This is a genomic window from Klebsiella sp. K-Nf6 (assembly GCF_002806655.1).
Classification (GTDB): domain Bacteria; phylum Pseudomonadota; class Gammaproteobacteria; order Enterobacterales; family Enterobacteriaceae; genus Klebsiella; species Klebsiella variicola.
Genome location: NZ_PIBN01000002.1, coordinates 272,729 through 289,892 on the forward strand (window position 1 = coordinate 272,729; position 17,164 = coordinate 289,892).

Here is a 17,164-nt window from a genome sequence, read left to right on the forward strand (position 1 = left end):
CGTCTCAGGCAGCCGCCTGAGACGCACTAACCTGCCCTTACTTCAGCAGTCGAACGCGGCAGGCTTTGCCCTTAATCTTACCGTTTTGTAACTGCTTATACGCCTTCTGCGCCATATTCTGGCGGATCGCCACATAGACATGAGCCGGATGGACGGTAATTTTGCCGATATCGGCGCCATCAAAGCCCATATCCCCGGTCAGGGCTCCCAGCACATCTCCCGGGCGCATTTTCGCCTTTTTACCGCCGTCAATACACAGCGTGGCCATCTCCGCCGTCAGCGGTGCGATGGTGTTGCCCGTCGGCGCCGGCAGCCAGTTCAGGGAGAGCTGCAGCATGTCGGCCAGGATCGTGGCGCGCTGCGCCTCTTCCGGCGCACAGAAGCTGATGGCCAGCCCTTGTTCGCCGGCGCGGGCGGTACGGCCGATGCGGTGAACATGCACCTCCGGATCCCAGGCCAGCTCGAAGTTCACCACCAGCGCGAGGGATTTGATGTCGAGGCCGCGGGCGGCGACGTCGGTCGCCACCAGAACCCGGACGCTGCCGTTGGCGAAGCGCACCAGCGTCTGATCGCGGTCGCGCTGCTCGAGATCACCGTGCAGCGACAAGGCGCTCTGCCCGGCGGCGTTGAGCGCATCGCAGACCGCCTGGCAATCGCGTTTGGTGTTGCAGAACACCACACAGGATGCGGGCTGATGCTGGCTGAGCAGGCGCTGCAGCAGGGCAATCTTACCGTGGCGGGAAACTTCAAAAAACTGCTGCTCAATCGCCGGGAGCGCATCGACAGTGTCGATCTCTATCGTCTGCGGATTGCGCTGCACCCGGCCGCTGATCGCCGCGATTGCCGCCGGCCAGGTGGCGGAAAACAGCAGGGTCTGCCGGTCAGCCGGCGCGAAGCGGATCACCTCGTCGATGGCGTCGCTGAAGCCCATATCGAGCATGCGGTCCGCTTCATCCATCACCAGCGTCTGCAACGCGTCAAGGGAGACCGTCCCCTTCTGCAGATGATCGAGCAGACGGCCCGGGGTGGCGACGATGATATGCGGGGCGTGCTGGAGTGAATCTCGCTGGGCGCCAAAGGGCTGCCCGCCGCAGAGCATCAGAATCTTGATGTTCGGCAGGCAGCGCGCCAGGCGACGCAGCTCGCCGGCAACCTGATCGGCCAGCTCGCGAGTCGGACACAGGACCAGCGACTGGGTTTCAAAGCGCGCCGGATCGATATGCTGCAGCAGACCCAGCCCAAATGCGGCCGTTTTTCCGCTGCCGGTTTTTGCCTGCACGCGCACATCTTTCCCCGCAAGGATCGCCGGCAGGGCGGCGGCCTGAACCGGGGTCATCGACAGATAACCCAGCTCATTAAGGTTGGCTAATTGGGCGGCAGGTAAAACAGTCAGGGTAGAAAAAGCGGTCACAATGTATTCTCGTATTAAAGGACGGACAATCTGCAGGCGCGTATCCTCGCAGATCTCCGCGCCTGATGCGACAATTTAATCGGCTCTTCGTCAGGCGGCGGATCGGGCTGCGGCTGCGGACGCGGTCGTGGGTCGGGTAAAGGAGCCGGATCGTTCGGCTCGGGTGAGATGGGGATAGACTGGGCTGTCAGCCCTGAAGCGTAATGCATAGAGGCCTCCCGGAGAGTAATACGGGCGTACCCGCAGGCTTAACGGCCTGAAGACCGTCGGGTGTCTTAGTAAGCGTAGAAGCTGGTCCGGAGAGCGCAAAAAAAAAGCCGACTCAACAAAGTCGGCGTCGTACGAATCAATTGTGCTATGCAGTAATTCAAAAAAGGAAGTAAGACAATATGGAGCGCAACGCCCATCGCTTGACGTTGCATTCACCTGCGAGAGAGATATTGCCCTGAATGGGTAGGTGGTTTATTGATTTCGCTCAAACATTGCCGGGTTTTCCCGGCAATGCGGCCGCTAAAAGGCGATTCTTTACAACCATTTACTGCGATGTAACCACCACGCAACACCACCGATGACAACAACTAACATCAGGCAGAAGAGGCTAAATCCCAGATGCCAGCCGTTGCCGGGGATCCCGCCAAGGTTGACGCCGAACAGGCCGGTTAAAAAGGTGCTGGGCAGAAACACCATCGCCATCAACGACATCGTGTAGGTCCGCCGCGCCAGCGACTCCTGCATAATCTGGGCGATCTCGTCGCTCATGATCGCCGTCCGGGCGATACAGCTGTCGATCTCATCCAGACCGCGCCCCAGCCGCTCAGCGATATCCTGCATCCGCCGCCGCTGATCGTCACTCATCCACGGCAGCCGCTCGCTGGCCAGTCGGGCGTAAACGTCGCGCTGCGGCGCCATATAGCGGCGCATCACAATCAGTTGCTTACGCAGCAGCGCGAGAAAACCGCGCGGCGGCACCTGCTGGTCAAGCAGGTCATCTTCCAGGTCGATAATGCGGTCGTGCAGCTGTTCGATAAACTCGCTGGCATGATCGGTCAGCGCATCGCAGACCTCCACCAGCCAGCTGCCGCCGTCCGTCGGGCCATTGCCTTCGCGCAGGTCGCCAAGCACATCATCCAGCGCCAGCACCTTGCGCTGACGGGTGGAAACGATCAGCCGCTCGTCCATATACAGACGCATCGCCACCAGCTGGTCGGGACGCTCATCGGTACTGCCGTTAATGCAGCGCAGGGTGATCAGCGCCCCGTCGCCGATCCGCGTCACCCGTGGCCGGGTGCTCTCCCCCGCCAGGGCGTCACGCACGTTATTGGGCAGCAACGGGGTGGCCGCCAGCCAGTCAGCGCTGTCGCTATGGGTATAGTTCAGATGCAGCCAGCAGGGCTTGTCCTTGTCGATAATATCGTTATCGGTAAGCGGCTTCACGCCGCCCTGCCCGTCGAGCACCCACGCGAAGATCGCGTCCGGTATCTGCAACTCCGAGCCTTTAATCGCGTCCACTCAACCTCCGTTAATCCATACCTGTCACATTGCGCGTACTCTCTATAAGGTACGCGAAAGCGCGCTTTTTCGCTTTTTATTGCCCGGAAGACTGGCTAATGGCTTCATTGAAAAGCGCTTTTGCCCCGGGTCGCGCCGCTCTCCTCATTTAACGTTAAAGCGTAGTGAAATCAAGTTCTTCCCGTTTTGCCGATCTCACTGCGTCTTTTTGCGGTTTATTTTGCCATTCATTGCTGTATTATGCTGTTTATTGCGTTAATTTGCGGAGGCGCTTGCCATGCATAAGCTCGCCAGACAAAAACACATCCTCGACAGGCTGAGTGAAAACGGCCAGCTAAGCATCAGCGAACTGGTCGAAGGGCTACAGGTCTCGGCCGATACTATTCGCCGGGATCTGAGCGAGCTGGAAAAACAGGGCGTCCTGCAGAAAAGTCACGGCGGCGCCATCGCTCTTAACGTCCCGGCGATGACGCGCCAGGGTCGAAACGCCCTGCTCCCCCAGACCAAGCAGCGCCTGGGCCAGCGGGTCGCCGCGCGCATCCCCCTCGGCTCAACGCTGTTTCTCGACGCCGGAAGCACGGTGCTGGCGGTCGCCGCCCAGCTTAAAGGGCCGATGACCGTGATCACGCCTTCGCTGGATATCGCCCAGCTGTTTAGCGACCGTGCGGATATCCAGCTGATCCTGCTTGGCGGCCAGTGGGACAGTGAACAGCGGCTGTTCGCCGGCAGCGCCACGCTGTCGCTTGTCGCCCGCTACCGCGCCGACATCGCCATTCTCGGCGCCTGCGCGCTCCATGCCGGGCTGGGGCTGAGCGCCAGCCAGGAGGCCGATGCTGACGTGAAGCGCGCCATGCTGGCCGCCAGCGCAGAGCACTGGCTGGTGGCAGACCATACCAAAGTCAACCATTGCGAGCCGTGGCTGGTGGCCGGGCTCAGCGACATTCACCATCTTTTTCTTGATCGTCCCTGGGCTGAGCTGGGGGATGACCCCGCCCTCTCTGTACACATTGCTGACGCTTAACCGCGTGGAGAACCTGATGAGTAACAACACAATAAATATCGCCCTGATTGGCTATGGCTTCGTCGGTAAGACCTTCCACGCGCCGCTTATCCGTTCAGTGCCGGGCCTGAATCTGGCGTTCGTCGCCTCGCGAGATGAAGAGAAAGTCAAACGAGACCTGCCGGACGTCACGGTCATCGCCTCCCCGGAGGCAGCGGTCCAGCATCCGGATGTCGATCTGGTGGTCATCGCCTCCCCCAACGCCACCCACGCGCCGCTGGCCCGTCTGGCGCTCAACGCCGGCAAGCATGTGGTGGTGGATAAACCCTTTACCCTCGATATGCAGGAGGCCCGGGAGCTGATCGCCCTGGCTGAGGAGAAGCAGCGCCTGCTCTCCGTCTTCCATAACCGCCGCTGGGACAGCGATTACCTCGGGATCCGTCAGGTCATTGAGCAGGGCGCCATCGGCACCGTGAAACACTTCGAGTCGCATTTTGACCGCTTCCGTCCTGAAGTTCGCGTCCGCTGGCGTGAGCAGAACGTCCCGGGCAGTGGTTTATGGTTCGATCTGGGGCCGCACCTGATCGATCAGGCGCTGCAGCTGTTTGGTTTGCCGCAGTCGGTACAAGGCAATATCGCCACCCTCCGCGACGGCGCGGAGATCAACGACTGGGCGCATGTGGTCTTAAACTACCCGGCGCATAAAGCGATCCTGCACTGCAGCATGCTGGTCGCGGGCGGCTCGTCGCGCTTCATCGTGCACGGCGATAAAGGCAGCGTCATCAAAGCGCGGGCCGACCAGCAGGAGAGCCAGTTGCTGGCGGGCGTGGAGCCCGGAAGCGCCGGCTGGGGTCAGGATGATGACAAGCTGGTGATCTATGACGCCTCGCTGCAGACCCAAACCCAGACCACCCCGCAGGGCGATCAGCGCCAGTACTATATGCAGATCCGCGATGCCCTGAAAGGTCAGATCGCCAATCCGGTGCCGCCGGTTGAAGCGCTGGCGGTAATGGCCGTTCTGGAAGCGGCGGTGCGCGCTGCAGAAAGTGGCATGGTGCAGACCCTGGACCTGACCGACGACGAGCGCAACGCGCTGCGCTAATCCTGCCTGTTCTCCGGTTATCTGCGCACCCCGCAGGTAACCGGATCTCCCGCCCAACGTCAGAAAAAATCACTACCCATACGAAATTTAACCTTTCTTTATCCTGCTTTTTAGCGCAAAGCACCGCTGGAAATTTCAGCCAATTGGGAGGAGGATAGAGAGCAGATCGATCGTGATGAGAAAAGGGTTGCTGACGCTGTGGACGTGGCGACCGCATTAATGGACAGGAGAAGCTCATGTATTACACGTTAGGAGATACCACTCTCCATTTTTATCGCTATCAGTGCAAATTTTACGTGGCCCACTGGGACGGGGGTAACGTGATGGACGACAAATTTAAACCCTTTATTGAACAGATCACTGAGAAGACCGGGCTGGATGCGAAACGCGTCGAGACCGCCGCGCGCGATTATTTTACCAACGTGGATTAACATGCAACCTGGCGCTGTAGGGCGTGGGTGCAGGCTGGCGCGATGACCGTGCATGCGAACCCACGCTTTCGCCGCCGGGTGTTTCTCCCCCTGGCGGCATCCCTTCCCCCGTCTGCGTTAAACCGTGGACAGTTTGGCCAGAATGGCGGCAAAGGCGTCATTGACGTCATCGCCGGCGAGCAGTTTTTTACGCAACGTGAAGCTTCTGCCGCTGGAACGGATCAGTAGTCGAACTTTCGCATCATTATTCCCGCGCTCAGCCAGCACAACGTCACGCAAGGGAATAACGTAAGTATCGGCATAGAGTCCCGGCGTAAATATCATCGACTCGCCGCTCACGCCAATCACCACCCGATTCTGCAGACGATAGCCGTTGCACAGCGCCAGAATACCGGCGGCAATAAACACGCCACCAATCCCCATGCCAATCATTAAGATAATAATGCCGGCAATGAGCGCCAGTCCTCCCTGAGGATAAAAACCGGACGCATTAAAGGTTAATAGCCGGTGATTATCGTCGCTGCCCATCGCCCCGGTTGTTGACCGCCACAGGGTAAAACCGGCGTTAATCCGCGTTTGAAAGCTGAACATACAGCCAACCAGAAAGATCATGCTGGCAGGTACCATGACGATACCGCCAATAAACGCCAGCACGATGGCCAGATAAGGATAGCGGCCTGACAGTATAATACTGACAGCCTGAACCACCACGGCGATAAACAGGGCGAGCACCAGCCAGGACCACATGCTGTCCGCCCGACGATGAAAGTTCAGCTGTCCTTCATCGAGTAATAAATTTCGCGCGACAAAACAGATAATAATATTGACGAACAGGCCTATCCAGACCAGCTTATGAACATGCTTCATTCCATACTCCATTATGTATTTTGCTATTCCATTCGGTGGCATTATAAAATAAACCTGAATGCCGCCTGGATATTACCAAAGCACCACGCAAGATCAATAAAAAGCATGTCCACTTACTCTATTCCCAGATTAACATGTCCTGTTATCATTTATCGGAATTATATAATCAACTATAAGTATTGACGTTATTTTTCACGATGAGAATATCACCCTGCCGCCCGGCAGGGTGTTGGCTATTAACCCTCTTTCATCGCCACCAGCGCCGGGGCGCTTTTCTTCCGCAACAGATAACCGGCGGCGAGGATCAGCAGCCATACCGGGATCAGGCAGACGGAGATGCGGATGTCGGGGGTGAGATACATCACCACGAGGATCCCGGCGAGAAACAGCAGGCACAGCCAGTTAGTCAGGGGATAACCGAGGCTTTGGAAGGCCGTTACCTTTCCGGCCCGCTGCATAGCGCGGCGGAACTTAAGATGGGTGATGCAGATCATCGCCCAGTTAATCACCAGGGCCGCCACCACCAGCGCCATCAGCAGGCCAAACGCCTTACCTGGCATCACATAGTTAATCACCACGCAAAGCGCCGTAGCGAAGGCAGATACCGCCAGCGCGGTCAACGGGATCCCCCGGCGGTTAACCCGCAGCAGCGCCCGCGGAGCATTGCCCTGCTGAGCCAGGCCGAACAGCATCCGGCTGTTGCAGTAAACGCAGCTGTTGTAGACCGACAGCGCGGCGGTGAGCACCACCAGATTGAGAGCGTTGGCCACAATATTGCTGTCAATGGCATGAAAGATCAGGACAAAGGGACTGCCTCCTTCCACGACGTTACGCCACGGGTAGAGTGACAGCAGGACCGCCAACGATCCCACATAAAACAGCAGAATGCGATAGATCACCTGGTTAGTGGCTTTGGGAATGGTTTTATGCGGTTCGTCGGCTTCCGCCGCGGTGATCCCCACCAGCTCAAGCCCGCCGAAGGAGAACATGATTACCGCCATCGCCATCACTAAGCCAGTGATGCCGTTAGGGAAAAATCCCCCATCCTGCCACAGGTTGGCGACCGTCGCCGCCGGACCGCCGTGGCCGCTAAATAACAGATAGCTGCCAAAGGCGATCATGCTGATGATGGCGGCCACTTTGACAATCGAGAACCAAAACTCCAGCTCGCCATACACTTTGACATTCGTCAGGTTGATGGCGTTGATCGCCACGAAGAAGATCGCCGCCGACAGCCAGGCGGGTACTTCCGGCCACCAGTACTGAATATAGATCCCCACCGCCGTCAGCTCCGCCATGCTCACCAGCACGTACAACACCCAGTAATTCCAGCCGGACATAAACCCGGCGAAGGGTCCCCAGTAGCGGTTGGCAAAATGGCTGAATGACCCGGCCACCGGCTCTTCCACTACCATTTCGCCAAGCTGACGCATGATGAAGAAGGCGATCGCTCCAGCGATGGCGTAGCCCAGCAGGACCGAGGGGCCTGCCATGCGGATCGTCTGCGCGATACCTAAAAACAATCCGGTGCCGACTGCGCCCCCGAGGGCGATCAACTGGATATGGCGGTTTTTTAACCCACGTTTTAATTGATGCTCTTGCTGCGTTGTCATCTCTGACCTGCCCCTGTCTGTAAAAAGTCACCTTCGGCGATAGCAACTTTCAGGCCAGGGCGCAGCAACCCGGCGTAAGAGCAAGAGCAATATATTGAATTTCATTAAAATATTATTTATCCGTCTGCTCCGGGGCGTGAGTCATGCGCTGCCAGGTCAAACATAACGCGCGAAAAATCGCCTTAAATCGCACAGTTCATGAGAAAACCAGCCATTTCATGCATGAATCTGACCCGTTTTGGTGCGCTTCGTCCTCCGGCTAGCCTGGCGGGCTTCACGCAGGGAAAAAAGCTGTTAGGCTGTTAGCCACTCTTACGCTCCGCTAGTGGCCACCATGTACAACATCGACGACTATGATCTGAAAATACTCACCCTGCTGCAGGCCAATGGCCGTTTGACCAATCAGGAACTGAGCGATCTCATCGGCCTGTCAGCCTCCCAATGCTCACGGCGCCGCATCGCCCTTGAACAGGCACAGCTTATTCTCGGCTACCATGCGCGGCTGGCGCCGGATGCTGCCGGGAAGGAGATGCTGGGTCTGATAGAAGTGCGCTTGCTGAATCACACCCCGCAATGCGTGGAGAGCTTTCACCAGATGCTCAGTGAAGTGGACGCCATTCTGGACGCCTGGAAAACCACCGGCGACGCCGACTATCTGCTGCGGGTGACGGTTCCGGATCTGCCCGGCCTGAGCCATTTGATCAGCCATATTCTGTCGCAAAACAAAGGGGTCGCCCATTTGAAAACGGCGGTAATACTCAACCGCCTCAAAGAGAATGGTCAGCTGATGCCGGGGACGGATCCGCTGCGCTGAACCGGGGCACTGTGCCCTGCGGTGGTGCAAACGCAGGGTTACTCAATGCATCATGGCATAACAATTTACACAGATCGCGCAATACATTGCAGAAAATCGCATGACTTGTGCAATTTTCTCTTTTCGGCATAACAATACGTTAGGCTGAATGGCGCCTGTTTTTTCCGCAAACGATCGCCAGGCCCCCTCCTCTGGTGCGATTTTTGCAAATAGGGACTTATCCTTGTTAACGAAAAGATAGTGCTTATTTATGGATAATATCCTTTCCCCTGAAAAACTGACCCACACCTGGCTGGAGGATACCCTGGCGCTGCTGTTCGGCACGCTGATGATCTCCTTTGGCATTATTTTATTTCGCCAGGCGGGTGCCCTGACCGGCGGGACGGCGGGTATGGCCTTTCTGATCCACTATGCCACCCACCTGCCGTTTGGCGTGGTCTTCTTCGTCATTAACCTGCCTTTCTACTGGCTCTCCGTCCGGCGGATGGGGGCTGCCTTCACGCTGAAAACCTTCTGCGCGGTCGGACTGGTGTCCCTGTTCTCTGACCTGCACGGCTACTTTATTCATGTCGATCGCCTGAACCCCTATTACGCCACCCTCTTCGGCAACATCATGGTCGGCATTGGCTTTGTGGTGCTGTTTCGCCATAAAGCGAGCCTCGGCGGCGTTAATATTCTGGCCCTCTATCTGCAGGACAAAAGCGGCATCCGCGCCGGTAAATTCCAGATGGTGGTTGACGCCTGCATCGTCACCGCCTCGCTGTGGGTAGTGAGCTTGCCGATGCTGCTGGTCTCTATCCTCGGCGCCGTCGTTTTGAATTCGATTATTGCCATGAACCACCGTCCCGGACGCTACGCAGTGTAATGGTTTCACTTTTGGTCGGCGGCCTGGCAGTGATCTATGACACTGCTTTTGCCCCGGTCTCCACGCGCTAAGCCGCTGTCCCGCCAACCGCGGTTACCCCGGGGCGGGACGACGGTTATTCGCGACGCAGTCGGCGAGCCAGGCGGGTGCCCAGCGTCTGAATGAGCTGGACAATCACAATCAGCACCAGGGCGGTGGTGAGGGTGGCAAAGGCGTCGAAGCGCTGATAGCCATAGGTGATCGCCAGGTCGCCAATTCCGCCGCCGCCCACCGTTCCCGCCATGGCGGTCGCGCCAAGCAGGCCGATGGTCGCCGTGGTGAGGGCCAGAATCAGCGACGCTGCCGCCTCCGGCAGCATAAAGTGCCAGACCGTCTGCAGGGGGGTCGCGCCCATAGCATCCGCGGCTTCGAGGATCCCCTCATCCACCTCCAGCAGTGAGCTCTCCACCAGCCGGGCAATGTAGGGGGCGACAAAAACGATCAGCGGCACGATGGCCCCCGCGGTGCCGATAGTGGTGCCCACCAGCAGTCGGGTAAAGGGCAGGATCACAATCAGCAAAATGATAAACGGCAGCGAACGCAGCACGTTAATCAGCGGATTCAGCGCCTGATGCACCACCGGGTTGGCCACGATGCCGCCGGGACGGCAAACCACCAGCACAATCCCTAACGGTACGCCGATCAGCGCGCCAAAGCCCAGCGAGACGGCGACCATAATCAGCGTGTCATGCAGCGCCAGCAGAAACTGATCGCCGGTAATGGCGGTATCAATAAGATCAAACATGGGTGATTTTCACTCCTGCATCGGCCAGATGGGTGATGGCGCGTTCGGTTTCGTCAGGCTCGCCGAGGAGTTGCACAATCATAAATCCCAGAATCCGGCCCTGAACTTCAGACATGCTGGCAAACAGGATATTCACCTCGACAGCATACTCGCGGATCAGGTGGTTAATGATCGGCTGCTGCGCCGTTGCGCCGATAAATTCGAGACGTAAAGCCCGGGCGCCTTTATCGCGCTGCAGGAGCGACGCCACCCGCTGCGGCAGACGATCGTGCACCACCGACTGCACGAAACTGGCCGTTACCGGATGCTGCGGCTGGGCAAAGAGGTCGAAAACCGTCCCCTGCTCAACGATACGGCCCGCCTGCATCACCGCCACTTTGTGACAGATTTTCTGGATCACCGACATTTCATGGGTGATCAGTACGATAGTGATACCATAGCGGCGATTAATCTCCTGCAAGAGCAGTAAGATCTGCACCGTGGTGTGAGGATCGAGCGCCGAGGTGGCTTCATCGCACAACAGCACCGACGGGTTGGTGGCCAGCGCCCGGGCAATACCGACCCGCTGCTTTTGTCCACCCGACAGCTCATTAGGGTAGCTATGGATTTTGTCGCTCAGATCGACGAACGCCAGCAGTTCCGCCACCCGCGCCTGGATAAAGGCCTTGTCGCGGCCTTGTAAAATCAGCGGGATGGCGATGTTATGGAAAACGGTTTTTGAATTCAGCAGATTAAAATTCTGAAAGATCATGCCGATATCTTTTTTGATGACCTGCAGGCGCTGGCCGCTGCAGGCCTGTAGCGGCTCGCCGTTTAACAGCACCTCGCCCTCGCCGGGCGTTTCCAGACGATTAATCAGCCGTAATAAGGTGCTTTTTCCTGCCCCGCTGTAGCCAATAATGCCGAAAATATCGCCTCGTTCAATGCTGAGATTAATATCCTGCAAGGCCAGAACCGGATGTCCTTTCCTGAAAAAGCTTTTACTGACGTGGCGAAACTCTATCATCGCGTTATTCATTTTAAATAATCAGGAAGCAGGTAACCATCATACTGCGGATGGCTGAGAATATATTTTTTGAAATCGGCAGAGTGGTAGCCATCGATAATATCTTTGGCAAACTGCGCCTTCTGATTTTTACCGGCGACGGTCACGACATTAATAAAATGGCTGGTGGCTGCCTCCAGCTTTAATGCCGAAGTCAGAGACATACCGCTGGAGACGGCGAAATTGCCCTGAATCAGGCCATAGTCGACGTCCGGCAGAGCGCGTACCTGCTGGGCATTATCCATCTCTTTGAGGACAATTTTGTAGGGATTATCAACGATATTGCGCTGCGAAAAGGTGGCGGGGTCGCTGTCCGGTTTGACCTTCACCCAGCCCAGGCTCTGCAGCACCAGTACCGCGCGATATTCGTTCGACGGCTGGTTCGGTACCGACACGACGGTCCCTGCCGCCGGCGTCCCCAGGGTGGTCAGTTTACCGCCGTACAGCCCCATCGGCGGCGTGGGGACCTGCACAATGCCCACATTATCAATCCCCAGCCGCTCATTAATTGCTTTCAGATATACCGGATGCTGCATAATATTCGCTTCGATATCGCCGCGGGCTACCGCGTCATTCACCTGAATACCGTCGCTGAAATCCTTATATTCGATTTTATACCCTTTACTCAATAAATAGGGCGCAACGCCTTTCTCAAATTGCTCTTTATACGGCCCGGGGTTAAAGCCGACGCGAATAAGGTGGTCTTCGGCGGCGGCATAAAAAGAGGTGGCCGACAACAGGGCGAGGGTCATCCCGAGCGCAACTGACTTGTTCATAAGGTATTTTCCTGGAAGGTTGACGATATTGAGCGATTAAATCACAGCCGACTGAGGGTTGTAAGCCAGAACGCCGGATTTCCTTTTGCTAATTCCTCATTAACTTTTGCTATATCGACATATCCTAAAAACAAGAATCCTTTGCGTATTTTGTTATTTAGCCAGGCGTAATAAATCCCTTAAAGATGGCTAATTATTCGTGACTTAAACCGGGAATGTTATGCCTGATTTTACTGCTTCACCGCTGGTGGACGCGCTGGAAGAGAATCTGTTCAGCCTGCTGGAAAAACTGGCCGCGGAGGTCAACACCGAAGCGCTGCCGCTGATCGATCTTTCCAGCGGCAGTCCGGATCAACCCACTCCGCCGGAAGTGATTGACTCGCTGCAGAGCGCCATTCATCGTCGTGAAAACCATGGCTACCCGTCGTTCTGGGGCAAACCACAGGTCCGCGAGGCGATCGCCCAGTTCTATCGCCGGCAGTATGATGTGGAACTCGATCCGCACAGCGAAGTCGCCGTGTTTCAGGGTTCGCATATCGGCATTGGCGGCATCCCGCGGGCGCTGCTCAGCCCCGGGCAATATCTGATCTCCACCGATCCCTGCTATCCGATTTACCGCTCGGCGGCGCTGCAGTCCCAGGCCGCGTTTTATGGCCTGCCGCTCAGGGCGGAGAACCATTTCCTGCCGGATTTTAACGACCTCCCCCAGGAGGTGGCTGACAAGGCCGGGCTGGTGGTGCTGAACTACCCGCATAATCCAACCGGCGCCCTCGCCACGCCGGCGCTGTTCGCCAGCGCTCTGCAATTTGCCCGTCGTCACCAGGTGCCGATCCTCCATGATTTTGCCTATGCGGCCATCGGCAGCGCGGCTGGCGATGCGCCGCTGAGCCTCTTCTCCCAGCCCGACGCGAAAGCGTGGGGAGTGGAAACCTATACCTTTTCCAAGACCTTTAATATGGCCGGCTGGCGCTTCGGCTTCGCGGTCGGCAACGCCTCGATTATCCGGGCGTTTAAAAAGCTGCACACCCATAGCTACAGCACGGTGTTTGGCGCGATTCAGGATGCGGCGATCGCTGCGCTCAACCTGCCGGCTGAGCGGATTGCGCAGTTGACGGCGGTCTATCATCAACGTCGGGAGTGGGTTCTGCGTCGACTGGCCGCGCTGCGCTGGCCGGCGCGTGCCGCACAAGGCACTTTCTTCCTCTGGCTCGGCGTGCCGCCCGGCTACCGTTCGCAGGAGTTTGCCCGCCTGCTGCTGCAGGAAGCGCATATTCTGGTGGCGCCGGGCACTGGTTTTGGCGAAGGGGGTGAAGGGTTTATTCGCATCAGCCTCACGGCAGGCGACGACGCGCTGAGCAACGCGCTGGACCGTCTCGCCCGGCTGGCGCTGTTTTAGTCCGCCGTCGGGAGAAGTGATAACACGTAACCCTGGCCGCCGGGGATTACTCCGCTGACGAGTCCATCACCGACAGCACAATTTTACCCTGCAGACGACCTTGCACCGCTCGCTCATGCGCCATCTGCGCCTGCGCAAGGGGGAAAACGCTGTCAATCGCCACCCGGATGACTCCGGCGTCCAGCAGGTCGGCAAGCCGGGCGAGCTGCGCGCCGCTGGAGCGCACCTGGGTGGTCGAGACCGTCACTCCGCGCTGTCGTGCCTCTTCCGCCCCGGCAAAGCCGAGCGGAAAGACCGGGTACAGCGCGCCGCCGGGCCGCAGGGTACGAAGAAAACGGCCGCTGGCCGGCCCGCCCGGCGCATCGATGACCAGATCCAGGTCACGCACCGCCTCCTCAACGGCAGTGGTCGTATAGTCGATAAAAGCATCGGCGCCGAGCTGACGCAAAAAAGCTTCATGGCGGCCCGCGGCGACGGCAATCACTTGGGCGCCCTGCCACTTCGCCAGCTGTACGGCGAAATGACCAACGCCGCCCGCCGCGCCGTTGACCAGGACGCGTTTACCTGCCAGCGGCACCGGCCGATGCGGCCCCGGCTGCAGCGGATTCGCCACCTCATGCCCGGGCTCGATCATGAACTGCCAGGCGGTGAGGAGTGACATCGGCACCGCGGCGGCCTGCTGATGGCTCAGGGTTAGGGGTTTGCGGGCCAGATCGCTGACCGGCACGCTAACGTACTCGGCGTAAGTGCGGCTGCCCCCTGCCGCCCCTTCGGGAAAACGCGCCATGGCGTAGACTTCGTCGCCGACCGCCACCTCCCGGACGTCATCCGCCCGCGCCACCACCACCCCGGAGAGATCGGTCCCGAGGATCAAGGGAAAGCGGACCTCGGGCCGCCACTCCGGGGGCAGCTGTTGATAGCCATCGCGCAGATAGCTGTCCGGTGGGTTCACGCCCACCGCGTGCACCTGCACCAGCACCTCGCCGGCCTGCAGCACCGGCAGTGGCGCATCCTCATAGTTCAGGACTTCCGGCCCGCCAAAGGCGTGCTGTTGAACGGCCTTCATCATCTGCGTCGACATCGCTTTCTCCTCATATGGAAATGCGTTATATTTAACGGAGCACTGTTCCGAATATATGGAGCGGTGCTCCGCTTGTCAAGGAACGCCAATGAGAGCTGATGCCAGAAAAAACTATGATCTGTTAATCGACGTGGCCCGGGACGTCTTTGTGGAGCAAGGCGCCGAGGCCTCGCTGCGCGATATCGCCCGCCGGGCGGGCGTCGGAATGGGAACCCTTTACCGCCACTTTCCCAACCGCGACAGCCTGCTGGAAGCCCTGCTTCGCAGCCGCTTTGCGGCGCTAACCGCCCGGGCTGAGTCGCTTCTGCTCGCCGCCGATCCTGCCGCGGCGCTGCTGGAGTGGCTGGCCGAGAGCGTGGCGTTTACCCATCAGCATCGCGGGATCATCGCTCCGCTGATGAGCGCCATCGACGATCCTGAGTCCGCCCTGCACAGCGCCTGCGTTGCCCTGCGCGCCGCCGGTACGTCGCTGCTGACCCGCGCGCAGCAGGCCGGCCAGGCACGGCCAGATCTCAGCGGAGACGAACTGTTCGATCTGATTGCCGCGCTTGCCTGGCTGCGGGAGCAGCCCTCCCATGCCCCACGCGCAGAGCGGATTTTAGCGGTGCTGGCCGACGCGATCCTGACTGCCGGCTAGCGGCGGCCAGCCACCGGCGAGACAGCACACGCCTGGAGAGTGACCGGTACGCCTGCCTTTAACGATTAAACGCCCAGTTGGCCCCGCTGGTCAGTGCCTGCTCGAAAGCGGGACGGCCGGGGCCGGACAGCCAGCCGGCGAAGGTGTGCAGCTGCGGGTGCAGCTGGCGCATGGCGTCGAGGTCGGCGTGCCCGGCCAGCCGCCCGTCGTCCACCAGCCCGGTCAGCTTGTGCAGAAAAGGGCTGGCGGCCAGCACCTCATCGGAAAATCGCGAATAGGGGATCGGCCGTCCCGCCGCCGCGGAGAATAACCCCTCCAGCTGACGGCCGGTCACGCTGTCGCTGGCGATCTCAAACGTCTTGCCGGCAAACCGCGCTGGCGCGGCAAAAACCGCCGCGACAAGATGGCCAATATCCTCCACCGCCAGCACCTGCATCCTCCCCTCCGGCAGCATAAAAAAGTGAAAATGACCTTCATCAAGGCCAAAACCGGGCATCACCAGCAGCTCCATAAAGGTGGCGGGCCGCACGATGGTCGCCACCAGCGGCAGGCGGCGGATATGCCGTTCAATTTCCGCTTTGGTGTCATAATGCGCTACGCCGGTGGGCGTCTCCCCTGCCGCGCTGCCGGAGCTGTACACCAGATGCTTCACCCCGCACTCGACGGCGAGATCGGCGATGGTTATCCCGTAGCGTACCTCCTGCTCATCGGTCACCGTCCCTCCCGGCGAACTGGGCTGGACGCTGAAGACGCCGTCGACCCCGGCCATTGCCGATCGCATTGCCGCCCGGTCTTCAAAGGTACCCACCACCAGCTCGGCTCCCCGTGCCGCCAGCGCGACGGCCCCGGCGGAGAAAGGATCCCTGACCAGCGCCCGAACCCGCCAGCCGCGGTGCAGCAGCGCCCGCGCAACCGAGCCGCCCTGCTGACCGGTGGCGCCAAAAACCAACACGCTTTGCGCATTATTCATCACTGTTTCCCCTTATCTGCAGCCTGTTGCCCGGCCTCTCGCCAGCGATAGTCACCTTGCTTATCCTTCTCCAGCCAGCCACAGGAAGGCCCGGCAAAATGCCCGGTGAACCATTGAGCATGATGGCTGGCTCCCCACGCCATCATCTCCCGTCGCGAGGCTTCCGCCTGCCGGGGATCGCCGCAGAACGCTGAGTTCCACTGCGGATGGATAAACTGGAGCGGGGAATGAAGGAGATCGCCGGAGAAACAGGCGTAATCATCTCCGGCAACGAGGATCAGCGCCGCATGGTCCGGACTGTGGCCGGGGGTGGGAACAAAGGCGATCCGCCCGCCGACCCGCGGCCGGGCCGCCACATCGACGGTTTCCAGCTGGCCGGCCTCGATCACCGGCAGCAGGCTGTCGAGCCACAGCGCCCGGTAGCGTTCGCTGTTTTTCACCCGCGTCAGCTCTTTTGCCGAGCACAGGTAGCGGGCGTTGGGAAACAGCGGCACCCAGCGATCGTCCTGCCAGACGGTATTCCATCCGACATGGTCGGTATGCAGGTGGGTCAGTAGCACCAGGGTCACGTCCTCCGGGTTCACTCCCGCGGCGCGGAGATTCTCCAGATACGGCGTGTTAAGTTGATGATAGAGCGGATTGCCGCCGCGCTCCCGACCGTTGCCAGTGGCGGTATCGATAACAATCAGATCGTGGGGGGTCTGCACCACCCAGCTGTGGATCGACAGCGCAATCGACTGAATAACGTTGTCCGCCTCCGCTACCGGGAACGCCTGTGGATAGAGCGCCGCTGGCTGCAGGGTCATCTCACGCTCCGGCACTTTGAAAATCAGGCTATCGCCTGTCTGGTAAGTTTGCATCAC

Annotated in this window: 17 protein-coding genes and 1 pseudogene; 7 read left to right on the plus strand and 11 right to left on the minus strand. The window is 59.1% G+C overall.

Going from position 1 to position 17,164, the window contains the following annotated elements; translation table 11 throughout:
* Window positions 1-37: 37 nt before the first annotated feature.
* The 3 genes from dbpA to zntB form a co-directional block, all read right to left on the minus strand.
* Window positions 38-1,411, minus strand: a complete 1,374-nt coding sequence (gene dbpA, locus CWM61_RS05610; RefSeq protein ID WP_008805151.1) for an ATP-dependent RNA helicase DbpA — start codon at window positions 1,409-1,411, stop codon at window positions 38-40.
* Window positions 1,412-1,425: 14 nt separating this feature from the next.
* Entirely contained in the window at window positions 1,426-1,602 is a 177-nt protein-coding gene (locus CWM61_RS30045) for a hypothetical protein (RefSeq protein ID WP_369707647.1), read from the minus strand.
* A 334-nt stretch (window positions 1,603-1,936) separates the two neighbouring features.
* Entirely contained in the window at window positions 1,937-2,920 is a 984-nt protein-coding gene (gene zntB / locus CWM61_RS05620) for a zinc transporter ZntB (protein WP_061154809.1), read from the minus strand.
* Window positions 2,921-3,197: 277 nt separating this feature from the next.
* Between zntB and CWM61_RS05630 the strand changes: the two genes are divergently transcribed.
* The 3 genes from CWM61_RS05630 (at window position 3,198) to CWM61_RS05640 (ending at window position 5,453) form a co-directional block, all read left to right on the plus strand.
* Window positions 3,198-3,941 (plus strand): DeoR/GlpR family DNA-binding transcription regulator, encoded by a 744-nt coding sequence (locus tag CWM61_RS05630; protein WP_074386035.1) that lies wholly within the window; start codon window positions 3,198-3,200, stop codon window positions 3,939-3,941.
* Entirely contained in the window at window positions 3,904-5,022 is a 1,119-nt protein-coding gene (locus CWM61_RS05635) for an oxidoreductase (protein WP_074386036.1), read from the plus strand. The genes CWM61_RS05630 and CWM61_RS05635 overlap by 38 nt, the downstream gene beginning before the upstream one ends.
* Window positions 5,023-5,258: 236 nt before the next feature.
* Complete coding sequence (locus tag CWM61_RS05640; protein ID WP_061154812.1) at window positions 5,259-5,453, plus strand: hypothetical protein; 195 nt, start codon at window positions 5,259-5,261, stop codon at window positions 5,451-5,453.
* 117 nt (window positions 5,454-5,570) lie between these two features.
* On the opposite strand, the gene CWM61_RS05645 is transcribed toward CWM61_RS05640, so the two are convergent.
* Together CWM61_RS05645 and CWM61_RS05650 are read right to left on the minus strand one after the other, a co-directional pair.
* A complete protein-coding gene (locus CWM61_RS05645; protein WP_100630875.1) occupies window positions 5,571-6,320 on the minus strand; it encodes a hypothetical protein in 750 nt (249 codons plus the stop codon).
* Window positions 6,321-6,556: 236 nt separating this feature from the next.
* On the minus strand, window positions 6,557-7,933 hold the full coding sequence (locus CWM61_RS05650; RefSeq protein ID WP_100630876.1) for an amino acid permease: 1,377 nt from the start codon (window positions 7,931-7,933) through the stop codon (window positions 6,557-6,559).
* 334 nt (window positions 7,934-8,267) lie between these two features.
* On the opposite strand from CWM61_RS05650, the gene CWM61_RS05655 reads away from it, so the two are divergent.
* Complete coding sequence (locus tag CWM61_RS05655) at window positions 8,268-8,747, plus strand: Lrp/AsnC family transcriptional regulator (RefSeq protein ID WP_061154814.1); 480 nt, start codon at window positions 8,268-8,270, stop codon at window positions 8,745-8,747.
* A gap of 250 nt (window positions 8,748-8,997) precedes the next feature.
* On the plus strand, window positions 8,998-9,612 hold the full coding sequence (locus CWM61_RS05660) for a YitT family protein (protein WP_023322497.1): 615 nt from the start codon (window positions 8,998-9,000) through the stop codon (window positions 9,610-9,612).
* A 115-nt stretch (window positions 9,613-9,727) separates the two neighbouring features.
* Here CWM61_RS05660 and CWM61_RS05665 read toward each other — a convergent pair whose 3' ends face one another.
* From CWM61_RS05665 to CWM61_RS05675, 3 genes are read right to left on the minus strand one after another with little or no spacing between them, the layout of a single operon-like run.
* Window positions 9,728-10,396 (minus strand): methionine ABC transporter permease, encoded by a 669-nt coding sequence (locus tag CWM61_RS05665; RefSeq protein WP_004892563.1) that lies wholly within the window; start codon window positions 10,394-10,396, stop codon window positions 9,728-9,730.
* Window positions 10,389-11,402: a methionine ABC transporter ATP-binding protein gene (locus tag CWM61_RS05670; protein WP_074386210.1), complete on the minus strand. Its 1,014-nt coding sequence runs from the start codon at window positions 11,400-11,402 to the stop codon at window positions 10,389-10,391. Before CWM61_RS05670 ends, CWM61_RS05665 begins: the two co-directional genes overlap by 8 nt.
* An 8-nt stretch (window positions 11,403-11,410) precedes the next feature.
* Entirely contained in the window at window positions 11,411-12,217 is an 807-nt protein-coding gene (locus CWM61_RS05675) for a MetQ/NlpA family ABC transporter substrate-binding protein (RefSeq protein WP_100630877.1), read from the minus strand.
* Between the two features lie 220 nt (window positions 12,218-12,437).
* Here CWM61_RS05675 and CWM61_RS05680 point away from each other — a divergent pair, with 220 nt between their 5' ends.
* Complete coding sequence (locus CWM61_RS05680; protein ID WP_100630878.1) at window positions 12,438-13,613, plus strand: aminotransferase class I/II-fold pyridoxal phosphate-dependent enzyme; 1,176 nt, start codon at window positions 12,438-12,440, stop codon at window positions 13,611-13,613.
* Between the two features lie 46 nt (window positions 13,614-13,659).
* Here CWM61_RS05680 and CWM61_RS05685 read toward each other — a convergent pair whose 3' ends face one another.
* Window positions 13,660-14,694: an NADP-dependent oxidoreductase gene (locus CWM61_RS05685; RefSeq protein ID WP_100630879.1), complete on the minus strand. Its 1,035-nt coding sequence runs from the start codon at window positions 14,692-14,694 to the stop codon at window positions 13,660-13,662.
* An 88-nt stretch (window positions 14,695-14,782) separates the two neighbouring features.
* Between CWM61_RS05685 and CWM61_RS05690 the strand changes: the two genes are divergently transcribed.
* A complete protein-coding gene (locus CWM61_RS05690) occupies window positions 14,783-15,331 on the plus strand; it encodes a TetR/AcrR family transcriptional regulator (RefSeq protein WP_049155418.1) in 549 nt (182 codons plus the stop codon).
* Window positions 15,332-15,389: 58 nt separating this feature from the next.
* Here the strand turns inward: CWM61_RS05690 and CWM61_RS05695 are convergent, their stop codons facing one another.
* Entirely contained in the window at window positions 15,390-16,301 is a 912-nt protein-coding gene (locus tag CWM61_RS05695; protein ID WP_100630880.1) for an NmrA/HSCARG family protein, read from the minus strand.
* Window positions 16,294-17,164: pseudogene (locus CWM61_RS05700) on the minus strand (MBL fold metallo-hydrolase). The gene CWM61_RS05695 and the pseudogene CWM61_RS05700 overlap by 8 nt, the downstream one beginning before the upstream one ends.